The sequence below is a fragment of the Pseudomonas sp. App30 genome, from assembly GCF_047947025.1.
GTDB lineage: Bacteria > Pseudomonadota > Gammaproteobacteria > Pseudomonadales > Pseudomonadaceae > Aquipseudomonas.
Genome location: NZ_CP133165.1, coordinates 5,333,168 through 5,354,186, shown reverse-complemented (window position 1 = coordinate 5,354,186; position 21,019 = coordinate 5,333,168). Strand labels below are relative to the sequence as shown.

Annotated in this window: 18 protein-coding genes; 8 read left to right on the top strand and 10 right to left on the bottom strand. The window is 64.1% G+C overall.

Going from position 1 to position 21,019, the window contains the following annotated elements; all coding sequences use genetic code 11:
- Positions 1-71 precede the first annotated feature (71 nt).
- Positions 72-1,148 (bottom strand): S-methyl-5-thioribose-1-phosphate isomerase, encoded by a 1,077-nt coding sequence (gene mtnA, locus RAM80_RS24630; RefSeq protein ID WP_416423014.1) that lies wholly within the window; start codon positions 1,146-1,148, stop codon positions 72-74.
- Positions 1,149-1,261: 113 nt separating this feature from the next.
- On the opposite strand from mtnA, the gene RAM80_RS24625 reads away from it, so the two are divergent.
- From RAM80_RS24625 to RAM80_RS24610, 4 genes are all read left to right on the top strand, one after another.
- Positions 1,262-2,593 carry a TRZ/ATZ family hydrolase gene (locus RAM80_RS24625; RefSeq protein ID WP_416423013.1) on the top strand — a complete coding sequence of 444 codons (1,332 nt, stop codon included), beginning with the start codon at positions 1,262-1,264 and terminating at the stop codon, positions 2,591-2,593.
- A gap of 68 nt (positions 2,594-2,661) precedes the next feature.
- A complete protein-coding gene (ubiG, locus tag RAM80_RS24620; protein WP_416423012.1) occupies positions 2,662-3,360 on the top strand; it encodes a bifunctional 2-polyprenyl-6-hydroxyphenol methylase/3-demethylubiquinol 3-O-methyltransferase UbiG in 699 nt (232 codons plus the stop codon).
- A 3-nt stretch (positions 3,361-3,363) separates the two neighbouring features.
- Positions 3,364-4,035 carry an N-acetylmuramic acid 6-phosphate phosphatase MupP gene (mupP, locus tag RAM80_RS24615; protein WP_416423011.1) on the top strand — a complete coding sequence of 224 codons (672 nt, stop codon included), beginning with the start codon at positions 3,364-3,366 and terminating at the stop codon, positions 4,033-4,035.
- A 141-nt stretch (positions 4,036-4,176) separates the two neighbouring features.
- Positions 4,177-4,917 (top strand): YciK family oxidoreductase, encoded by a 741-nt coding sequence (locus RAM80_RS24610; RefSeq protein WP_416423010.1) that lies wholly within the window; start codon positions 4,177-4,179, stop codon positions 4,915-4,917.
- 6 nt (positions 4,918-4,923) lie between these two features.
- On the opposite strand, the gene RAM80_RS24605 is transcribed toward RAM80_RS24610, so the two are convergent.
- The 7 genes from RAM80_RS24605 to RAM80_RS24575 form a co-directional block, all read right to left on the bottom strand.
- Positions 4,924-5,721, bottom strand: a complete 798-nt coding sequence (locus RAM80_RS24605) for a TenA family transcriptional regulator (RefSeq protein WP_416423009.1) — start codon at positions 5,719-5,721, stop codon at positions 4,924-4,926.
- 44 nt (positions 5,722-5,765) lie between these two features.
- Positions 5,766-8,225, bottom strand: a complete 2,460-nt coding sequence (locus RAM80_RS24600) for an EAL domain-containing protein (RefSeq protein WP_416423008.1) — start codon at positions 8,223-8,225, stop codon at positions 5,766-5,768.
- 198 nt (positions 8,226-8,423) lie between these two features.
- The gene (locus RAM80_RS24595) at positions 8,424-10,256 is read right to left on the bottom strand and encodes an ABC transporter ATP-binding protein (RefSeq protein ID WP_416423007.1); all 1,833 of its coding nucleotides are present in this window, start codon (positions 10,254-10,256) and stop codon (positions 8,424-8,426) included.
- Positions 10,249-10,884, bottom strand: coding sequence for a DsbA family protein (locus RAM80_RS24590; RefSeq protein ID WP_416423006.1), 636 nt, complete (start codon positions 10,882-10,884; stop codon positions 10,249-10,251). The genes RAM80_RS24595 and RAM80_RS24590 overlap by 8 nt, the downstream gene beginning before the upstream one ends.
- Positions 10,885-10,888: 4 nt before the next feature.
- On the bottom strand, positions 10,889-11,830 hold the full coding sequence (locus RAM80_RS24585; RefSeq protein ID WP_416423005.1) for a rhodanese-related sulfurtransferase: 942 nt from the start codon (positions 11,828-11,830) through the stop codon (positions 10,889-10,891).
- A gap of 230 nt (positions 11,831-12,060) precedes the next feature.
- Entirely contained in the window at positions 12,061-12,354 is a 294-nt protein-coding gene (locus tag RAM80_RS24580) for a BolA family protein (protein WP_416423004.1), read from the bottom strand.
- Positions 12,355-12,366: 12 nt separating this feature from the next.
- Positions 12,367-12,897: a DUF2059 domain-containing protein gene (locus RAM80_RS24575; protein WP_416423003.1), complete on the bottom strand. Its 531-nt coding sequence runs from the start codon at positions 12,895-12,897 to the stop codon at positions 12,367-12,369.
- A gap of 170 nt (positions 12,898-13,067) precedes the next feature.
- On the opposite strand from RAM80_RS24575, the gene RAM80_RS24570 reads away from it, so the two are divergent.
- On the top strand, positions 13,068-14,462 hold the full coding sequence (locus RAM80_RS24570; protein WP_416423002.1) for a class II fumarate hydratase: 1,395 nt from the start codon (positions 13,068-13,070) through the stop codon (positions 14,460-14,462).
- A 131-nt stretch (positions 14,463-14,593) separates the two neighbouring features.
- Positions 14,594-14,779 carry a DUF6316 family protein gene (locus RAM80_RS24565; protein ID WP_416423001.1) on the top strand — a complete coding sequence of 62 codons (186 nt, stop codon included), beginning with the start codon at positions 14,594-14,596 and terminating at the stop codon, positions 14,777-14,779.
- 4 nt (positions 14,780-14,783) lie between these two features.
- Here RAM80_RS24565 and RAM80_RS24560 read toward each other — a convergent pair whose 3' ends face one another.
- The gene (locus RAM80_RS24560; RefSeq protein ID WP_416423000.1) at positions 14,784-15,965 is read right to left on the bottom strand and encodes a thiolase family protein; all 1,182 of its coding nucleotides are present in this window, start codon (positions 15,963-15,965) and stop codon (positions 14,784-14,786) included.
- Positions 15,966-16,367: 402 nt separating this feature from the next.
- On the opposite strand from RAM80_RS24560, the gene RAM80_RS24555 reads away from it, so the two are divergent.
- Together RAM80_RS24555 and RAM80_RS24550 are read left to right on the top strand one after the other, a co-directional pair.
- Positions 16,368-17,509, top strand: a protein-coding gene (locus RAM80_RS24555) for an IS3 family transposase (RefSeq protein ID WP_416422999.1) whose coding sequence is annotated in 2 segments (ribosomal slippage) — positions 16,368-16,617 and positions 16,617-17,509 — 1,143 coding nt in all. Because the reading frame shifts where the segments join, the coding sequence is not laid out codon by codon here.
- 328 nt (positions 17,510-17,837) lie between these two features.
- Positions 17,838-19,201, top strand: a protein-coding gene (locus RAM80_RS24550; RefSeq protein ID WP_416422410.1) for an IS3 family transposase whose coding sequence is annotated in 2 segments (ribosomal slippage) — positions 17,838-18,303 and positions 18,303-19,201 — 1,365 coding nt in all. Because the reading frame shifts where the segments join, the coding sequence is not laid out codon by codon here.
- Positions 19,202-19,527: 326 nt separating this feature from the next.
- Here RAM80_RS24550 and pap read toward each other — a convergent pair.
- A complete protein-coding gene (gene pap, locus RAM80_RS24545; RefSeq protein WP_416422998.1) occupies positions 19,528-21,018 on the bottom strand; it encodes a polyphosphate:AMP phosphotransferase in 1,491 nt (496 codons plus the stop codon).
- Position 21,019 lies beyond the last annotated feature (1 nt).

Below are 21,019 nucleotides of genomic sequence, written 5' to 3'. Positions count from 1 at the left end.
CCCCGTAGCAGCTGCCGAAGGCTGCGTCCCGGATCGGCGCAGTCCCAGAGCGTGCGTGGCGCAGGTGTGAGTCAATGCAACCGCTTGCGACACATCAACTGGGCCAGCTTGGCCGCGTCGGGCCGCTCGACGATACCTTTCTCGGTGATGATCGCGTCGATCAGGTCCGCCGGGGTCACGTCGAACACCGGGTTGAAGGCATCGACGTCGGCGCCCAGGCGCTGCCCGCCCACTTCCAGCAGTTCGCGGCCGTCGCGCTCCTCGATGGGAATGTCCTCGCCACTGGCCAGGCTCATGTCGATGGTGGAGCTGGGCGCCACCACCATGAAGCGCACGCCGTGGTGCATGGCGGTAACGGCCAGTTGGTAGGTGCCGATCTTGTTCGCCACGTCGCCGTTGGCGGTGATGCGGTCGGCGCCGACGATGACCCAGGTGATGCCCTTGGTTTTCATCAGGTGCGCGGCGGCGGAATCGGCGTTGACGGTGACCGGGATGCCCTCGTTGGCCAGCTCCCAGGCAGTCAGGCGCGAGCCCTGCAGCCAAGGGCGGGTCTCGTCGGCATAGACGCGCTCGACCATGCCTTCGATGAACGCCCCGCGGATCACCCCCAGCGCCGTGCCGAAGCCGCCGGTGGCCAGGGCGCCGGTGTTGCAGTGGGTGAGGATGGCCTGGGCGTTGCCCTGGTGACGACGGATCAGGTCCACGCCCAGCTGGGCCATGGTCAGGTTGGCCTCGCGGTCGCTTTCATGGATGGCCAGGGCCTCGGCCTCCAGCAGGCCCAGCACGTCGGCATGGGCCTTGACCCGCTCCAGGCGCTCGCGCATGCGGTTCAGCGCCCAGAACAGGTTGACCGCCGTAGGCCGTGAGGCCGCCAGCACGGTGAAATCCTGCTCCAGCGCTGCCAGCCAATCGCCACCCTGGGCATGACGTTGGCGGGCGCCCAGGACGATGCCATAGGCGGCACTGATGCCGATGGCCGGCGCCCCGCGCACCACCATGGCGCGAATGGCCTCGGCGACGCCGGCGGCGTCGGTGTAGGCCAGCCAGGTCTCCTGGTGCGGCAGCACACGCTGGTCGAGCAGATGCAGGGCCCCGTCACGCCAGTCGATGGCCTTCACTTTCTCTGCTGCCAATAGACGTTCGCGCATTGCCCACCCCTGATCTGAAAGCTGACATCAAAAGCGGCCGATTATAGCGAGCCCCCGGGGAAGACGCTCGGGTATACTTCGCCATCACCGACCCAAAGCACTGGAACCTCACCATGCCCGACGCTGCCCAGCCCCTCGACCTGTTGCTGTTGCCCAGCTGGCTGGTGCCCGTGGAACCGGCCGGCGTGGTGCTGAAGGAGCATGGCCTGGGCGTGCGTGATGGCAATATAGTGTTTATCGGCCCGCGAGCGGAAGCCTTGAAGCTGGCGGCCCGCGAGGTGCGCGAGCTGCCCGGCATGCTGCTGACCCCGGGTTTGGTCAACGCCCACGGCCACGCGGCCATGACCCTGTTCCGCGGCCTGGCCGACGATTTGCCGCTGATGACCTGGCTGCAGGACCACATCTGGCCCGCCGAAGGGCGCTGGGTGGACGAGGCCTTCGTACGCGACGGCACTGACCTGGCCATCGCCGAGCAATTGAAAGGCGGCGTTACCTGTTTTTCGGACATGTACTTCTACCCGCGCGCGGCCAGCGAACGGGTGCACCACAGCGGCATGCGCGCGCAAATCAGCATTCCGGTGCTGGATTTCCCCATTCCGGGCGCACGCAGCGCCGATGAAGCCCTGCACCAGGGCGTGGAACTGTTCAGTGACCTGAAACACCATCCGCGCATCTCCATTGCCTTCGGCCCCCACGCCCCTTATACCGTGGGTGACGCCAACCTGGAAAAAATCCGCGTGCTGGCCGACGAACTGGACGCTGCCATCCAGATGCACGTGCACGAGACGGCTGGCGAAGTGGAGCAGGCCCTGGCGCAGGGTGGCGAACGGCCACTGGCGCGCCTGGGCCGCCTGGGCCTGCTGGGCCCGCGCTTCCAGGCCGTGCACATGACGCAAATCAGCGAAGAGGACCTGGCCCTGCTGGTGGAAAGCAACACCAGCGTGGTGCACTGCCCCGAATCCAACCTCAAGCTGGCCAGCGGCTTCTGCCCGGTGGAACGCCTGTGGCAGGCCGGCGTCAATGTGGCAGTAGGCACCGACGGCGCCGCCAGCAACAATGACCTCGACCTGCTGGGCGAGACGCGCACCGCCGCGCTGCTGGCCAAGGCCGTGGCCGGCAACGCCACCGCCCTGGACGCCCACCGCGCCCTGCGCATGGCCACGCTCAACGGTGCCCGCGCCCTGGGCCTGGAGGCCAGCATCGGCTCGCTGGAAGTGGGCAAGGCCGCCGACATGACCGCGTTCGACCTGTCGGGGCTGGCCCAGCAGCCAGTGTACGACCCGGTGTCGCAACTGATCTACGCCACGGGCCGGGACTGCGTGACGCACGTCTGGGTCGGTGGCACCGCCCTGCTCCAGGACCGTGCGCTGACGCGCATGGACGAACAGGGCCTGGCGGCCACCGCCGCCGGCTGGGGCCAGCGCATCGTGGCCCGGCACGAATAACCCTTGCGGCCGCCTGGTGGCGGCCGGCACTACGCCAAATTCAACACAGTTTTCAAAAGGACACCCCAATGAGCAACGTCGACCACGCCGAAATCGCCAAGTTCGAAGCCCTGGCGCACCGCTGGTGGGACCGCGAGAGCGAGTTCAAGCCCCTGCACGACATCAACCCCATGCGCGTCAACTGGATTGACGAGCGCGCCAAGCTGTCCGGCAAGAAGGTCCTGGACGTAGGCTGCGGCGGCGGCATCCTCAGCGAAGCCATGGCCCTGCGCGGCGCCACCGTCACCGGCATCGACATGGGCGAGGCACCACTGGCCGTGGCCCAGCTGCACCAGCTGGAGTCCGGCGTGCAGGTGGAATACCGGCAGATCACCGCCGAGGCCCTGGCCGAGGAAATGCCTGGCCAGTTCGACGTGGTCACCTGCCTGGAAATGCTCGAGCACGTGCCCGACCCGTCGTCGGTGATCCGCGCCTGCTACAAAATGGTCAAGCCGGGCGGCCAGGTGTTCTTCTCCACCATCAACCGCAACCCCAAGTCCTACCTGTTCGCCATCATCGGCGCCGAGTACATCCTCAAGCTGATGCCGCGTGGCACCCACGACTTCAAGAAATTCATCCGCCCTTCCGAGCTGGGCGCCTGGGCGCGCACCGCCGGCCTGTCGGTCAAGGACATCATCGGCCTGACCTACAACCCGCTGACCAAGCACTACAAGCTGGCCGCCGACGTCGACGTCAACTACATGGTCCAGACCCTGCGGGAGGAGTGATCGATGCGCTTGAGAGCGGTTCTCTTCGACATGGACGGCACCCTGCTGGACACGGCGCCGGACTTCATCGCCATCTGCCAGGCCATGCTCGCCGAGCGCAACCTGCCGGCCATCGATGAGCAGCTGATTCGCGACGTGGTGTCGGGCGGCGCCAAGGCCATGGTCTCGGCCACCTTCGCCCTGTCGCCCCAGGCGCCGGAGTTCGAGGCCCTGCGCCTGGAATTCCTGGAGCGCTACCAGGTTGGCTGCGCGGTGCACAGCCACCTCTACGAGGGCATGGCCGAGCTGCTGGACGACATCGAGAAAGCCGGCCTGCGCTGGGGCGTGGTCACCAACAAGCCAGTGCGCTTCGCCGAGCCGATCATGCAACAGCTGGGGCTGGCCGAGCGCTCGGCGCTGCTGATCTGCCCGGACCACGTGACCAACAGCAAGCCCGACCCCGAGCCGCTGACCCTGGCGTGCAAGATGCTCGACCTGGACCCGGCCAGCGTGCTGTTCGTGGGCGACGACCTGCGCGACATCGAGTCGGGCCGCGACGCCGGCACCCGCACCGCGGCCGTGCGCTACGGCTACATCCACCCCCACGACAACCCCAGCCACTGGGGCGCCGACGTGGTGGTGGACCACCCGCTGGAACTGCGCAAGGTGCTGGACCAGGCCATGTGCAGCTGCTGACCGCCGGCCCACCACGCCCGTAGCCGCTGCCGCCAGGCTGCGCTGGCCCTATGCCCCGCTGGAGATCTACGGCGCAGTTCAGGGCCAGCGCAGGCTTCGCCAGCGGCTACGGGGATGTGGCGGCCGCAAAGGAGAATTTTCATGTTCGACTACACCGCACCACCCGCCCTGCTCAAGGACCGCGTCATCCTGGTGACCGGCGCCGGCCGTGGCATCGGCGCCGCAGCCGCCCTCGCCTACGCCGCCCACGGCGCCACCGTGCTGCTGCTGGGCAAGACCGAAGCCAACCTGAGCGAGGTCTACGACCAGATCGAGGCCGCCGGCCATCCGCGCCCGGTGGTCATCCCCTTCAACCTGGAAACTGCCCTGCCGCATCACTACGACGAGCTGGCAGTGATGATCGAGAACGAGTTCGGCCGCCTCGACGGGCTGCTGCACAACGCCTCCATCATCGGCCCGCGCACGCCCCTCGACCAACTGTCGGGCGAGCACTTCATGCGGGTGATGCACGTCAACGTCAACGCCACCTTCATGCTCACCAGCACGCTGCTGCCACTGCTCAAGCTGTCGGCGGATGGTTCGATGGTGTTCACCTCCAGCAGCGTCGGGCGCAAGGGCCGGGCCTACTGGGGTGCGTACGGGGTGTCGAAATTCGCCACCGAAGGCCTGATGCAGACCCTGGCCGACGAGCTCGATGGCATGGGCACGTTGCGCGCCAACAGCATCAACCCGGGCGCCACGCGCACCAGCATGCGCGCCCAGGCCTACCCGGCGGAAGCGCCGGAGAAGAACCCGCTGCCCGAGGCCATCATGCCGGTGTACCTGTACCTGATGGGCCCGGACAGCAAGGGCGTGAACGGCCAGGCATTCAACGCCCAGTAATCACCCTCAGTGCTGGGCGGCCACGGCCGCCAGGCGTTCGCGGCGCACGCTGTGCTGCTCGCGCTCGAACGCCATGCAGCGCTCCAGGAAGTTGAACATGTAGTCGTAGCTGCGGCACACCGCGCGGCGCAGCTCGGCCTGCAGCGCCTTGGTGGGGTTGTGGCCGGCCAGGGTGCAGATGATCTCCAGCGCTTCCCACGGGTGGGCATCGTCGTACTGGGCGTGCATCTTCAGCCACTTCATGGCGCGCTTGCGACCTTCCTCGGGGAAGGAATTGGCGTACACGTCGTTGGCGCAGACCACCGCCGACCATTCGCCGGTGGCGCCCTCGATGGCGTAGTTGGTGGCGGCGATGCCGACGATCAGCGAATCCGCCGACGTGGTCTGCCAGCACCAATGGCTCAGCGACAGCAGCTCGGCAGGCACGTCCTGCGCCTGCAGATCTTCCAGGCTGACGCCATGGGCGTTGCACCAGTGCACCCAGTAATCGGCATGGTTGAGTTCCACGCGAATGTTGCGCATCAGCCAGCGGCGGGCCATGTCCTCGCCCGGGTGGCGGCCAAAACGGGTCTTGGTCAAGCTCTGGGCCATGTACAGGGCAAACTGCTCCACCACCGGCCAGCCACCAATCAGGTACTGACGCATGGTCTTGGCGCTGAGGGTGGCATCGCGCATGGCGCGGTACAGCTCATGGTCCACCACGCGCCGCTTGCTTTCGCTGCAGTCACGAATCAGCTGTTGGGCCCAGAGCGGGTAACTGGTGGCTTCCATGAGGGGGCCAGTACGGACGAACGCCTCGATCACTTGTCAGATTCCTTCTTTATTGAGTGACGGTCACGGCTGCGGCATCAGCGAAAAGTCCCCGGCGCCTTGAACAACAAGGGGCGCGGGCGGACCTCGCGACGTTGCAGACTTTCGCAGGTGAATACCTGTGGACGTTCTATCAGATAACCCTGGGCATAATCTACCCCGATTTCCAGCAAAGCCTGCTCTATCAGCGGGGTTTCGACGAATTCGGCAATGGTTTCCTTGCCCATCACGTGGCCGATATGGTTGATCACCTCGACCATGGCGCGGTTGATGGGGTCGTCGAGCATGTCCTTGACGAAGCTGCCGTCGATCTTGAGGAAGTCCACTGGCAGGTGCTTGAGGTAGGCGAACGAGGACATGCCGGCGCAGAAATCGTCCAGCGAGAAGCGGCAACCCAGGCTCTTGAGCTCGTTGATGAAGCGAATGGCGCTGCCCAGGTTGGAAATCGCCGCGGTCTCGGTGATTTCGAAGCAGATCAGCTCCGGCGGGATGGCAAAGCGCTGGAACTGCTCGCGCAGGTACTCCAGGAACGCCTCGTCGCCGATACTGGTGCCCGACAGGTTGATGGCGCAGATGGCCAGCGGCCCTTCCACGCCTTCGCTCATGCACTGCTGGATGATTTTGAAGACGTTCTGCACCACCCAGCGGTCCAGCGCCGTCATCAGGCCGTAGCGCTCAGCGGCGGGGATGAAGTTCTCCGGCATGATGATGCGCCCGCTTTCATCGTGCAGGCGCAGCAAAATCTCCACATGGCCGCCGGAGGCCGAAGTGCGGCCCAGGGCGGCGATTTCCTGGGCGTAGAGCACGAAGCGGTTCTCTTCCAGGGCCATGTGCAGGCGCTGCACCCAGGCCATCTCGCCGAAGCGCATGGACAGCTCGGTGTCGTCGGCGTGGTACACCTGCACGCGGTTGCGGCCCTTCTCCTTGGCCATGTAGCAGGCCATGTCGGCGGCGCGCAGGGAGGCTTCCAGGGTAGTGGGCAACTGGGCAATGTGCACCAGGCCAATACTGACGGTGGTCACGAACGGCCGGCCCTTCCACACGAAATGCAGGTTCTGCACGGTCTGGCGCAGGCTGTCGGCGATGCGCTCGGCGACATCGGCCGGGCAGTTTTCCAGGAGGATGCCGAACTCGTCGCCACCCAGGCGCGCCAGGGTGTCACCGTCGCGCAGCCCCGATTGCAACAAGGTGCAGATATGCCGCAGCAGCTCGTCGCCGGCAGCGTGGCCGCAGGTGTCGTTGACCAGCTTGAACTGGTCCAGGTCGAGGAACATCAGCGAGTGGCGGCACTGGTTGCGGCCTACGTTGCCCAGGGCCTGTTCCAGGCGGAATTCGAACTCGCGGCGGTTGGCCAGGCCGGTCAGGGCGTCGTGGGTGGCCTGCCAGGACAGGTTGGCGATGTACTGCCGCTCCTGGGTCATGTCGTGCAGCACCAGCACGGTGCCGCTGATGCGCCCGTCGGTGCGGATGGGCGCGCCCACCAGGGTCACCGACACGGTGCTGCCGTCCAGGCGCTGGATCAGCTTGGCGTGCTCGCTGCCACCGGTCAGCTGGCCGCCGAGAATGTGCTCGATCAGGGTGAAGCTGTCTTTCTCGGCGTTTTCGTCCAGCAGGTTGAACAGCGAGGCCAGCGGCAGGCCGGCCGCCTGCTCGGCGTTCCAGTGGGTGAGCTGCTCGGCAGCCGGGTTCATGTAGGCGATGCAGCCCTCGAAGTCGGTGGCGATCACGCCATCGCCGATGGACGCCAGGGTCACCTGGGCACGCTCTTTCTCAAGCTCCAGGGCCGTGGCGAAGGCGCGGCGCTGCACCAGCAGCTTGTGGCTGCGCCAGAGGGCCAGGGCGATGAGCAGCAGCGCGGTGCCGACGTTGACCAGCATCAACAGCCGCCAGAGGAACCGCGAGCCCTCCCCCAGCGCGTCGCTGAAAGCCTTGGCCGCCGGCGTGACGCCGTCGTTGATGGCCAGGATGCGGTCCTTCCAGCGCATGATGTCTTCTTCGCTGGCGCTGCCACTGCCGATGCCGGCGTGCATCTGCTGGGCCACCGAGTCCAGCTGCACCAGGTAGCTGTCGCCCACGGTCCAGCGCTCGATGGCGCGCTCCAGGTAGCTGAAATGACGGAAATTGAGGTACAGCCAGATCAGGCTGGACACATCGTCAGGGTGGTTGCCGCCCTGCAGGATGCCCTGGCGTGCCGCGACCAGGTCCGGAACGGGCTGGTCGAGGGCCACGCGCAGGTCATGGCTGCCCTGCGGCACGGCAATGGCAGCCTGGTACTTGCTGAAAATGCGTTCGTCGCGGCTGTCGGCGTACAGGTTCAGGTAGTAGATGGCGTCTTTCTGGCCCTTGGACCACAGACTCTCGCCGGCCACATAGCCCCGCACGGCCGACAACGCGTATAGGCTGATGCACCCCAATAGTGCCTGAAACAATACGACTGCTATAAATGGCCAGACGATGCCCAATAATCTCGGCGTTTCGAGAGTCCGATTTTGCTTCATGAGGTCCCTTGCATCAGCAGAGCCAGACAACCATCCAGGAAAACTCCACTCACATCAGCTCAGCCTAGGCGAAAACTGCGCGTTCAGTGGGTTATCGATGATCAGGCATTACATTTCGTTCAAGGCGGCACTTTACAGGCCTATCCAAATGAATGGCTAGCGTTGTCTTTGGTACAAATGTACTCAAAACCGGACGTTTCAGACCTGTTGCAAGTGGCCGTACAGCCGCGCGTACAGCCCGCCATCGGCAATCAATTGCTGGTGATCGCCGTCCTCGGCCACCCTTCCGCCATCGAACACCAGCACCCGGTCGGCCTGTTTCACCGCCGACAAGCGATGGGCGATGATCAGCGTGGTGCGGCCGTTGAGGAAGCGCGCCATGGCCTGGTGCAGGTTGTACTCGGTGGCAGCGTCCAGCGCCGAGGTGGCCTCGTCGAGAATGACCACCTTGGGTTGCGCCAGAATCATCCGGGCAATCGCCAGGCGCTGCCGCTGGCCGCCGGAAAGGCGCACGCCAGAGCGGCCGACGATGCTGTCCAGGCCTTGCGGCAGCAGGCGGATGGCGGCGTCCAGCTGGGCGATCTCCAGGGCCTGCCAGCAGGCTTCGTCGCTGCGCTCGCGGCCCATGGTGAGGTTGGCGCGCACGGTGTCGTTGAACAGCGACGGGTGCTGCAGCACCACCGCGACGTTTTCACGCAGGGTGGTCAGGCCGATGTCCTGCTGGGTGCAACCGCCAAAACGGATGACCCCGCTCTGCGGCGTGTACAGGCCCAGCAGCAGTTGCACCAGGGTGCTCTTGCCGCCGCCACTGGCGCCGACGATGGCCACTTTCTCGCCCGGGGCGATGGACAGGTCCAGGTGCTCCAGCACCTGGTCCTCGCCGTAGCCGAAGCTCAGGTCGCGCACCTCGATGCCCACGGTGTCGCGGTTGCGGAACGGGTCGATGCCGCCGGGGTATTGCGGCTCGTCGGCGCGCGCCAGCAGTTCGTTGATGCGGGTCAGCGCGCCACCGGCGGCGTAGTAGGCGTATTGCAGGTTGAGCAACTGCTCCACCGGGCTGATCATGAACCACAGGTAGCTGAACACCGCCAGCATCTGGCCGATGGACAGGTCGGAAAACAGCACGGTGAGCATGGCCACCGCGCGGAAGATATCGATGCCGAACTGGAACAGCAGGCCGCTGGCACGCCCCGAGGCATCGCTTTTCCATTGCGAGGCCACGGCATAGTCGCGCACTTCACGGGCGCGCTGGCCCAGGCGGCCGAGGAAGAAGCCCTGGCGGTTGCCGGCGCGCACCTCCTGGATGGCCTCCAGCGTTTCGGTCAGCGCCTGGGTAAAGCGTGCGGTGCTGTCGTTTTCCAGCTTCTTCAGGTGCTTGACGCGCTTGCCCAACTGCACCGTGGCGAAAATCACCAGCGGGTTGAAGCACAGAATCAGCAGCGCCAGCTTCCAGTTCATCCACATCAGGATGGTGGCGGTGCCCACCAGGGTGAGCATGGCCACCAGGAAGCGGCTCAGGGTTTCGCCAACGAACTTGTCCAGGGTGTCCAGGTCGGTGACCAGGTGCGTGGTCACGGTGCCGCCGCCCAGGCTTTCGTATTCGCTGAGGGAGATGCGCTTGAGGCGTTCGATCAGGCGGATGCGCAGGCGGTAGACGATGTCCTTGGCCAGCCCGGCGAACAGCCTGGCCTGCACCACGTTGAACACCAGCGCCAGGCAGCGCAGGGCAAAGGTCACCAGCAACATCAGGCCGATGTAGCCGGCGGCCTTCTGCCAGGCGCCGGGCAGCACGTGGTTCATCACTTGCAGCGCGGTGTCGCCATGGCCCAGCAGCACTTCGTCCACCAGCAACGGCAACAGCAGGGGAATGGGCACGCTGCACAGGGTGGCCAGCACGGCCACGCCATTGGCCAGCCACAGCGCTTTGCGGTGCCGCAGGGCCAATTGCCGAATGTGCGCCCAACTCAACCGGTCGGGGGTGACCGGCCCGGGCCGCAGGGGCAGTTCGGTCGGCCCGGGCAGGTCAAGCATGGGCAGCCCGTTCCAGCCAGCGGGCGAACAGCGGCGCCAGCTCGTCCAGCGGCTGGTAGCCGTTGGTCAGCAGGGCCATCTGGCCGCCGCGCTGGGCCAGCAAGGTGGGGAAGCCGGCAATGTTGAGGTCGCGCACCCAGTTGAAGTCGGCCGCGGTGGCTGCCAGTTGCTCGGCGCTGTCAAAGGCGGCGGCGAACTCGATGCGCGGGATGCCGGCCGCCTCGGCCAGTTCCACCAGCACCGCCACCTGGGTCACGTCGCGGCCTTCAGCATAGAAGGCGTGCTGGATCAGCTTGGCCATGGCCCAGGCCGCGCCTTCGTCGAGGCTGCGCACCGCCACCACCGCCCGGCAGGCCGGTTCGGTGTCGTAGACGAAGCCTTCGGGCAGCGCGCCGTCGAACTGGAACGGCTGGCCGGTGGCCTCGTGCACCGCGTGCCAGTGGTGCAGGATGCTGCTGCGCAGCGACGGTTCCAGCGCCGCGCCGCCGCCAGTGCGCAGGCCGCCCATTACCAGGTGCACGCCCACGCCAGCGGCCTGGGCTTGCTCGATCAGCGCCTGCGCCACGGGTGCGAAGCCCCAGCACCAGGAGCACATGGGGTCCATCACGTAGAGCAGGCGGTTTTGCATGGCGTCAGTCCTGGGCAGCGGCTTTACGGTAATTATGGCCTATCGGATGCGGAAGGTTGCGCGCCTTGGCCAATTCAATCTGCTTCTGGCGGTCGATGGCGCTCTTGCGGGTTTTCTCGCTCAGGCTGTCCCAGCAGTGCGGGCAGCTGATGCCGGGCGCGTAGTGCTCGCTGGCGCGGTCTTCGACGCTGATGGGCGTGCGGCAGGCGTGGCACTGGTCGTAGTCGCCCTCGGTGAGGTCGTGGCGCACGGTGACGCGGTTGTCGAACACGAAGCAGTCGCCCTGCCACTTGGACTCTTCCTGGGGCACTTCTTCCAGGTACTTGAGGATGCCGCCCTTGAGGTGGAACACCTCGCCGTAGCCTTCGCCCAGCATGTAGCTGGAGGCTTTTTCACAGCGGATGCCGCCGGTGCAGAACATGGCCACTTTCTTGTGCACCGCCGGGTCGAAGTTCGCCTTGATGTAGTCGGGGAACTCGCGGAACGAGGTGGTCTTGGGGTCGATGGCGCCTTCGAAGGTGCCGATGGCCACTTCGTAGTCGTTGCGGGTGTCGATCAGCAGCACTTCGGGGTCGTTGATCAGCGCGTTCCAGTCCTTGGGGTCGACGTAGGTGCCGACGCTGCGGTTGGGGTCCACGCCCGGCACGCCCAGGGTCACGATCTCTTTCTTGAGCTTGACCTTGGTGCGGTAGAACGGCTGCTCGTCGCAGTACGATTCCTTGTGGTCGATGTCCACCAGGCGCGCGTCGCTGCGCAGCCAGGCCAGCAGGCCGTCGATGCCTTCGCGGGTGCCGGAGACCGTGCCGTTGATGCCTTCCTCGGCGATCAGCAGGGTGCCCTTGATGCCGTTGTCGACCATGGCATTGAGCAGGGGCTCGCGCAGGTCAACGTAATCTTCCAGGGTGACGAACTTGTACAGTGCCGCCACGACAATGGCTTGTGTCATGGATGAAACTCCAGGTGGTTGCCCTCGTAAAGGGCGGACCGGGTTGATGGTTCAGGGGTACGAAAAATAAATGTGGGAGGTTGCTTGTGTGGGAGCTGGCTTGCCAGCGAGCTCTGAGAATCAAAGGCTCGCTGGCAAGCCAGCTCCCACACAAGCAACCTCCCACAGTGTCAGCAATTACACCTGGGCCAATTCTATCAAAAAACCGGCCCAGGAAGTATTGCTCTGGATCAATGCCCGCCCGCGCAGGTGGGCGACGCCGGGGCGGCGCCCAGCTGTGCCCATTCCTCGGGGGTGTAGGTGTGCTGGGCCAGGGCGTGGAACTGCCCCATCAGCTCACCCAGGGTGGCATAGACCATCTGCTGACGCTTCACGCGCGACAGGCCGGCGAAACGGTCGGTGACCAGCACCACCTTGTAATGGGTTTCCTGGCCGCGGCTGTGCATGTGGCTCTCGTCGAGCACCTGCAAATGCGCCGGGTCCAGGGCCACCAGGGCCTGTTCAATGCGTTGCTGCATGGTCATGACGGGCCCCGCTTACGGCTTCTTGGCCGGTGCGGCTGGCGTGGCGGCCTTGGCCGGTGCCAGTTCGTTGGTCATGTCAGACAGCAGCTTGTTGACCACCGGCACCGCGCTTTCCAGCTTCTGCTGGGTGATCTGGGCGGACTGCTGGGTCACTGAAGGCATCTTCTCCAGCACTTTCTTGCCCAGTGGCGACTGGTAGAACTTGACCAGGTCGCGCAGCTCCTGCTCGGTGAAGTTGTCGGTGTACAGCTTGACCATGTCCGGCTTCAGCTTCGGCCAGCCAATGGCCTGGTCCAGGGCGGCGTTGGCCTTGGCCTGGTAGGTTTCCAGCACGGCGCGCTTGGAGTCCGGGGCCTTGGTCTGTTCGAAACGCTGGGCAAACATCTGCTGCACCTGCATGTAGACCGGGGTCCCGAGCTTGTCGGCGTGCGCCATCATCAGGAACGATTCGGCACTGGCGTTGTGGCTGGCGGTGTCGGCGAAGACCTGGCCGCTGGCGCAGACCAGAGCAACCGCGGTACAGATGGCACGAAGACGGGTCATCGAGTTTCCTTAAGTTAGCAGGCGAGGTAGTACCCCGGAATCGAACATTCTGCGCCCAAGCAAGCCTGTGGCTCAACCCCGGGCGCACGGTCGGCAGATGAAACCTGATGGAACCGCAACGGCGATCCGCAGCCTAAACTGCCAATCACACCGTTAAGGAGGACCGTCGCATGAGCCGAACAGAAACTGACAGCCTGGGCCCCATCGAAGTTCCCGACGAGGCCTACTGGGGGGCCCAGACCCAGCGCTCGCTGATCAACTTCGCCATCGGCGACCAGCGCATGCCCCTGGCGGTGCTGCATGCCCTGGCGCTGATCAAGAAGGCCGCGGCGCGGGTCAATGACCGCAACGGCGACCTGCCGGCCGACATCGCCCGGCTGATCGAACAGGCGGCCGACGAAGTGCTGGGCGGCGAGCACGACGACCAGTTCCCCCTGGTGGTGTGGCAGACCGGCAGCGGCACCCAGAGCAACATGAACGTCAACGAGGTGATCGCCGGGCGCGCCAACGAGCTGGCCGGCAAGGGCCGCGGCGGCAAGGCGCCGGTGCACCCGAACGACCACGTCAACCGTTCGCAGAGCTCCAACGACTGCTTCCCCACGGCCATGAGCATCGCCGCCGCCCAGGCGGTGAACCAGGACCTGCTGCCGGCCATCGCCGAGCTGTCGGCGGGCCTGGCGGAACTGGCGGCGCGGCACATGCACCTGGTCAAGACCGGGCGCACGCACATGATGGACGCCACGCCCATCACCTTCGGCCAGGAACTGTCGGCCTACGTGGCGCAACTCGATTACGCCCAGCGCGCCATTCGCGCGGCGCTGCCGGCGGTGTGCGAACTGGCCCAGGGCGGCACGGCGGTAGGCACTGGTTTGAACGCGCCCCACGGTTTTTCCGAGGCCATCGCCGCCGAGCTGGCGGCGCTGTCGGGGCTGCCGTTCATCACCGCGCCGAACAAATTCGCCGCCCTGGCCGGCCACGAACCGCTGACCACCCTGGCTGGCGCCCTGAAGACCCTGGCGGTGGCCCTGATGAAGCTGGCCAACGACCTGCGCCTGCTGGGCTCCGGCCCCCGCGCGGGCATCGCCGAGGTGAAATTGCCGGCCAACGAGCCGGGTAGCTCGATCATGCCCGGCAAGGTCAACCCCACCCAGTGCGAGGCGCTGTCGATGCTGGCCTGCCAGGTGCTGGGCAACGACGTGGCCATCGGCTTTGCCGCCAGCCAAGGGCACCTGCAGTTGAACGTGTACAAGCCGGTGATCATCCACAACCTGCTGCAATCCATCCGCCTGCTGGCCGACGGCTGCAGCAACTTCCAGGCCCACTGCATCGCCGGGCTGGAGCCCGACCCGGTACAGATGGCCGACCACCTGGAGCGCGGGCTGATGCTGGTGACCGCGTTGAACCCGCACATCGGCTACGACAAGGCCGCGCAGATCGCCAAGAAGGCCTACGCCGAGAACCTCACCCTGCGCCAGGCGGCGCTGGACCTGGGTTACCTCACCGACGCCGAGTTCGACCAGTGGGTGCGTCCGGAAAACATGCTCGAATCAGGGAAGACCGGCTGACAGCGCTCCGCCTTGCACACTCCGGCGCCCGTGACGCGGCCTGATGGCCGCTGCTACGGGGGTGACGGGTGGTAGCTATGCTGGCGGGGGAAAATGGATAAGATGAAGGCAACCAGCCTGGGGGAATTTCCATGTACGGCAAGCGTGCGCAAGACCCGGTACCCACGGTGCACTACCGCAGTGACCGGGTGATCATGGTCAATGGCGAGTTTTTCTTCACCACCCGGGAAAACACCCAGGAAGGCCCCTACCCTACCCGCGAGCTCGCGGCGCAGGAGACCGAGGCCTATATCCAGCGCATGCAGCGCCAAGGCTGAAGGCTTACAGCGCCTCGAACAGCCCCGCCGCGCCCATGCCGCCGCCCACGCACATGGTCACCACGCCATAGCGCAGCTTCTGCCGCTGCAGTTCACGCACGATATGCCCCACCTGCCGCGAGCCGGTCATGCCGAACGGGTGGCCGATGGCAATCGAGCCGCCGTTGACGTTGTACCTGGCGTTGTCGATTTCCAGGCGGTCCCGGCAGTACAGGCACTGGGAGGCAAACGCCTCGTTCAGCTCCCACAGGTCCACGTCCTGCAGGCTCACACCCGCCGCCTTCAGCAGCTTGGGCACGGCGAACACCGGGCCAATGCCCATCTCGTCCGGCTCGCAGCCGGCCACGGTAAACCCGCGGAAGATAGCGCGCGGCTTCAGGCCCAGGGCCTGGGCACGTTCCAGGCTCATGACCAGGGTCATGGAAGCGCCATCCGACAGTTGCGAGGCGTTGCCGGCGGTTACCGAACCGTCTTCGCTGAACGCCGGCTTCAGGCTGGCCAGGCTTTCCAGGGTAGTGTCGGGGCGGTTGCAGTCGTCGCGGTCGACCACGCCGTCCTGCCACTTCTGCTCGCCGCTGGCCTTGTCTTCCACCAGGTAGCGGGTGTGCATGGCCACGATCTCGTCGTCGAAGCGGCCATCGACCTGGGCCTGGGCGGTGCGTTGCTGGCTCTGCAGGGCGTAGGCGTCCTGGGCCTGGCGGCTGACCTGGTAACGCTTAGCCACCACCTCGGCGGTCAGGCCCATGGGCATGTAGATGCCTGGCGAGCTTTCCTGCAGGGTGGGGTTGAGCAGGCGGTCCTGGTTGACGCTGCGCAGGGTCAGGCTGATGGACTCAACGCCGCCGGCGACGATGATGTCGCTGAAGCCCGAGGCAATCTGGTTGGCCGCGATAGCGATGGCCTGCAGGCCCGAGGAGCAGAACCGGTTGAGGGTCATGCCGGCGGTGCCGGTGCCCAGTTTCGACAGCACCGCCACGTTGCGGCCAATGTTGAAGCCTTGGGCGCCCTCGTTGGACGCCGCCCCCACGATACAGTCCTCGACGCTGGCCGGGTCGATACCGTTGCGCGACAGCAGCGCGTTGACGCAATGAGCCGCCATGTCATCGGGGCGGGTCTGGTTGAACTTGCCGCGAAAGGACTTGGCCAGGCCGGTCCGCACGCTGTCGACGATCACCACTTCACGCATGCCACACCTCGTTGTTGTCGTTGTCGGGAATGTGACCCAGCATAGGTGCGGAGTAGCGCTGCCGCGACGATAATCGAGGCGCCTGATGCCGCGCCATCGCGAAGGTTTTGCGGGGCAGATGATCTGCCGTTGATCGGTTGTTGATCTGGCTTGTGATCTGGCTTGTGATCTGGCTTTTGATCTTGATCTTGATCTTGATCTTGATCTTGCTTTTGATCTTGGCCCCGTTAAGCGCCAGGGCCGACTGGAGGCGTCGATCAACGGGCTGCCCGAAGGGCCGAGGCCGCAGGCCGAAGAGACGGTAACCCGCAGGCTTCTATAGCGGGTGCCGTCTGATGTGGCCTAATTATCCCGGACACGCCCAAAGGAGCGGTAATCTACCGCTCAACCAAGAGGTGTTCGATGTCCCGACGTAATTTTTCGACAGAGTTCAGGCAAGAGGCAGCAGCCCTTGTTCTTGATAGTGGCTACACCACTCCAGAAGCCTGCAAAGCCATGGGCGTGGGCCCGACCGCACTGCGTCGGTGGGTGGAACAACTCCGCCAAGAGCGTTTTGGCATCACCCCTGAAACGGCCTCTGCCATGACGCCTGAACAACAGCAAATCCAGGCGCTGCAGGTAAAAATCCGCAAGCTCGAGCTGGAGAAGGAAATCTTAAAAAAGGCTACCGCTCTCTTGATGAACGATTCCCTCGATCGAAGGCTTTGATCGATGCGTTAAGTGAGCGTTTCTCGGTGACTGATTTGTGTCGTGTTTTTGGGATAAGCCGCAGCGGTTATTACGAGCATCTCAAGCGCCGCAATTGCCCCGATCCAGACCGGGAACGGCTGAAAACGTTGGCCACAGGGCTGCACGCCGAAAGTCGAGGCTCCATGGGCGCACGAGTATTGTCTGCGGCGCTCAAGGCCCAAGGCGAGCAGGTGGGGCGTTTTTTGGCCGGACGTTTAATGGCCGAGGCTGATTTGCGGAGCATTCAACGTCGGCCAAACCCTTATCGCCTGGCCACGGTGGAGGCAAAATTTGCACCCAATCTATTGGAGCGCCAGTTCGAAGTGTCGGCGCCCAATCGGGTTTGGTGTGGTGATATCACCTATATCTGGGCGGGGACGCATTGGCTCTATCTGGCGGCTGTCCTCGATCTGTATGCCCGGCGGATCGTGGGTTGGGCCATCTCCAAAAGCCCCGATTCGGCATTGGCGTGCAAGGCATTGGAGCTGGCTTATCAGGCCCGCGGAATGCCCGACAAGGTCATGTTTCATTCGGATCAAGGCTGTCAGTACAGCAGTGAGCTGTTTCGCGACAAGCTTGAAGGATTCGGGATGAGGCAAAGCATGAGCCGGCGTGGAAACTGCTGGGATAATGCACCGATGGAGCGTTTTTTCAGCAGCCTGAAGTCAGAATGGATACCCAAGAAAGGCTACCAGGACGAGGCGAAGGCCAGGCCGGATGTGCTTCGATACGTGATCCATCATTACAACCAGGTCCGGCTTCACAGCCATAACGAGTACCGCACGCCGGTGGAGCATGAAAGGCTGGCGGCGTAGCTCCTAAACAAATGTCCGGGATTGGTTGACCAGATCAGTCTGCCCGTTGAGCGGCGCCGGAAGGAGGGGACCCGTAGCGCAGCGGAGGGCCCAAGCAGGGGCAAGCGTTTTTTGCTTACTTTTTTTGGCGTCTGAAAAAAAGTGAGTCGGCGTAAGGCCGAAACGGTCGGTGGTCTCACCGCGAAAATGGATATGTCCGAATCCCTCAGAAGCGAGATTCGAAAGCCATGCACATATCCAATGCCAAGGGTGATGCACAATCACCTTTCCGGCCTTACGTGAACTGACCCCCGAATGTTGGACACCTGACCTCGCCGGAGGGTGTTCAATGACGAAGTACGACCGATCGCTCAAACAATCACTGATTGAGGAATGTCTGTCTGCGGGCAGTGTTCATGAGGTGGCAATCAAGCATGGCCTGAGCCCATCGATCCTGCGCCGCTGGGTCAAAGGCTATGAGACGCACGGCGCCGCAGGTTTGGCTGCCAAATACAGCCACTACGATGCCCAGTTCAAAATGAAGGTGTTGCAGTGCATCGAGCAAGAGGGGCTGTCAACCCAGCAAGCGTGCATACGGTTTGATATCCGCGGCCCGAGCAGCATCAGGCAATGGAAAACGCGGTACGATGCAGGCGGAATTGAAGCACTTCAATCGCATCGTCACCGAGAGCCCAGCGTGTCCCGCAAAACCTCCAAAGCACCCACAGTAAGTCCTGAGAACCATGCGGACGCTGACCTGACACCTGAGCAAATGCTCAAGGAGCTGGCCTATCTGCGCGCCGAGAATGCCTATCTAAAAAAGCTCGATGCCTTGATCCAGGCGGATCCTCGGACTGCGCAATCAAAAAAACGCAGGCCGTCCAAGGATTGAGGCAGGTATATCCACTTGCTTTGCTGCTTCGTGCTGCCGGGTTGGCGCGCAGCACCTTCTACTACCAAGGCAAGGCACTGCTGACTGACAAGCATTCTGATCTGAAAGACCGCATACGCAGCGTCTATCACAAGCATCGAGGGCGCTACGGCTATCGCCGCATCACCGCAGCCCTTGGGCGCACTGGTGAGTCGGTCAATCACAAGAAGGTGCAGCGTCTGATGCAGTTGATGGGCCTAAAATCGCTGATCAGGGTGAAGAAGTACCGTTCTTATCGGGGCGATGAGGGGCTTGCCTCACGTAATCTGCTTAAGCGCGAATTCAAGGCAGAAGCCCCCAACCAGAAATGGGCGACCGATGTGACGGAGTTCAACGTAAGAGGGCAGAAGTTGTTTCTTTCGCCTGTGATGGACCTGTACAACGGAGAAATCCTGGCTTACCAGACCAACCGCCGCCCTGAGTTCAATATGGTTTCGAGCATGTTGGAGCAAGCTTTTGGGCGGCTTAATCAAGGTGACAAACCGATCCTGCACTCTGATCAAGGCTGGCAGTACCGCCAGCCGACCTACCGGCACATGCTGGCCGAAAAAAACATTGAGCAGAGCATGTCGCGCAAGGGCAATTGTCTGGACAACGCCGCCATGGAAAGCTTTTTCGGCACGCTCAAGAGTGAGTTCTTCTACCTGGAATCTTTTGAGAGCGTGGAGCAACTGGCATCAGGGCTAGAGAGCTACATCGACTACTACAACCAGGAACGCATAAGCCTCAGATTGAATGGCTTGAGTCCGGTACAATTTCGGACCCAAGCACGGAAACACTAACCCTTGTCCAACATTAGGGGGTCAGTTCAACGCCGGCTCACTTTTTGTCAAACGCCACAAAAAGTAAGCAAAAAAGGCTTGCCCCTGCTTGGTCCCTCCGCTTCGCTGCGGGTCCCCTCCCTCCGGCGTCGCCCAAGCGGCCGACGGCCCGGAATAGAAGCGCCTCCGGTTCCGTCTTCTTCGGCTACGCCTCAGCCCGCTTGGCCGACGCCTCCAGTCGGCCCTGGCGCTTTATGGGGCACACAATCAAGATCAAAGGCCTCACGGGATCAAGATCAAAGGCAGCTTGCGGCGCAGCGGGTAGCGCAGCTGCGCAGCAGCGCAGCCTACTTCTTGTCATGCTTGAACGCCGCCTCCAACGCCTCATTGATCGTGCGCAACACCTTCACCCGCGCCCAATGCTTATCATTGGCTTCAATCAACGTCCAAGGCGCCAGTTCGGTGCTGGTGCGGTCGACCATGTCGCCGACGGCCTGGCGGTACTGGTCCCATTTCTTGCGGTTGCGCCAGTCGTCCTCGGTGATCTTGAAGCGCTTGTAGGGCACCGCCTCGCGGGCCTGGAAGCGCTCCAGCTGGGTCTGTTTGTCGATGGCCAGCCAGAACTTCACCACCACCACGCCGGCGTTGTGCAGCTGCTCTTCGTAGTCGTTGATTTCACCGTACGCACGCAGCCAGTCAACATCGCTGCACAGGCCCTCCACCCGCTCCACCAGCACCCGCCCGTACCAGCTGCGGTCGAAGATGGTGAACTTGCCCCGCGCCGGGATCTGCCGCCAGAAGCGCCACAGGTACGGCTGCGCCAGCTCGTCCTGGCTGGGTGCGGCAATGGGCACGATGTTGTACTGGCGCGGGTCCAGGGCCGCGCACACCCGGCGAATGGCGCCGCCCTTGCCGGCGGCGTCGTTGCCTTCGAACGCGGCCACCAGGGCGTGGCGGCGCATGCGCTTGTCGCGCAGCAGGCCGGCCAGGCGCGCCTGTTCGGCGGTCAATTGCTTGCGGTAGTGATCCTTGTCCAATTGCTGGCTCAGGTCGAGGCTGTCGAGCAGGTTCTTGCCGTCCAGGCTCACGCCCAGTGGCGCGACGCTCTGGTGCACCGGCTCGGTCGGGGCCTTGAGTGCGGCCTGCAGGCCTTCGAGCAGCAGCTTGCCCACGGTGAGGCTGCGGTAGTGTGGGTCCACACCCTCGATGATGTGCCAGGGCGCGTACTCGCGGCTGGTGCGGCGCAGCACGCGCTCACCGAAGCGCACGAAGCGGTCGTAGGTTTCCGATTGCTGCCAGTCCAGCGGGCTGATGCGCCAGCTGTGCAGCGGGTCGTCCTGCAGGGCCTTGAGGCGCGCCTTCATCTGCTTCTTGGACAGGTGGAACCAGAACTTGAAGATCAGCGCACCTTCGTCGCAGAGCATCTGCTCCAGGCGCTCGGCACCATTGATGGCCTGGTCCAGCACCGCGTCCTTGAACTCGCGGTGCACGCGGCCCTGGATCATCTGGCTGTACCAGTTGCCGAAGAACACGCCGATCTTGCCCTTGGCCGGCAGCTGGCGCCAGTAGCGCCAGGCTGGCGGCCGGGCCAGTTCCTCGTCGGTCTGCTGATCGAAGGAACGCACTTCGATCAGCCGTGGGTCCATCCACTCGTTGAGCAGCTTGACCGTCTCGCCCTTGCCCGCCCCCTCGATGCCATTGATCAGCACGATCACCGGGAAGCGCGCCTGTTCCTTGAGCTCGTTCTGCGCTTCCAGCAAGGCCTCGCGCAAAGCGGGCACCTCGGCGTCGTAGGTCTCCTTGTCGATGGCATGGCCGATTTCGGCGGACTCGAACATA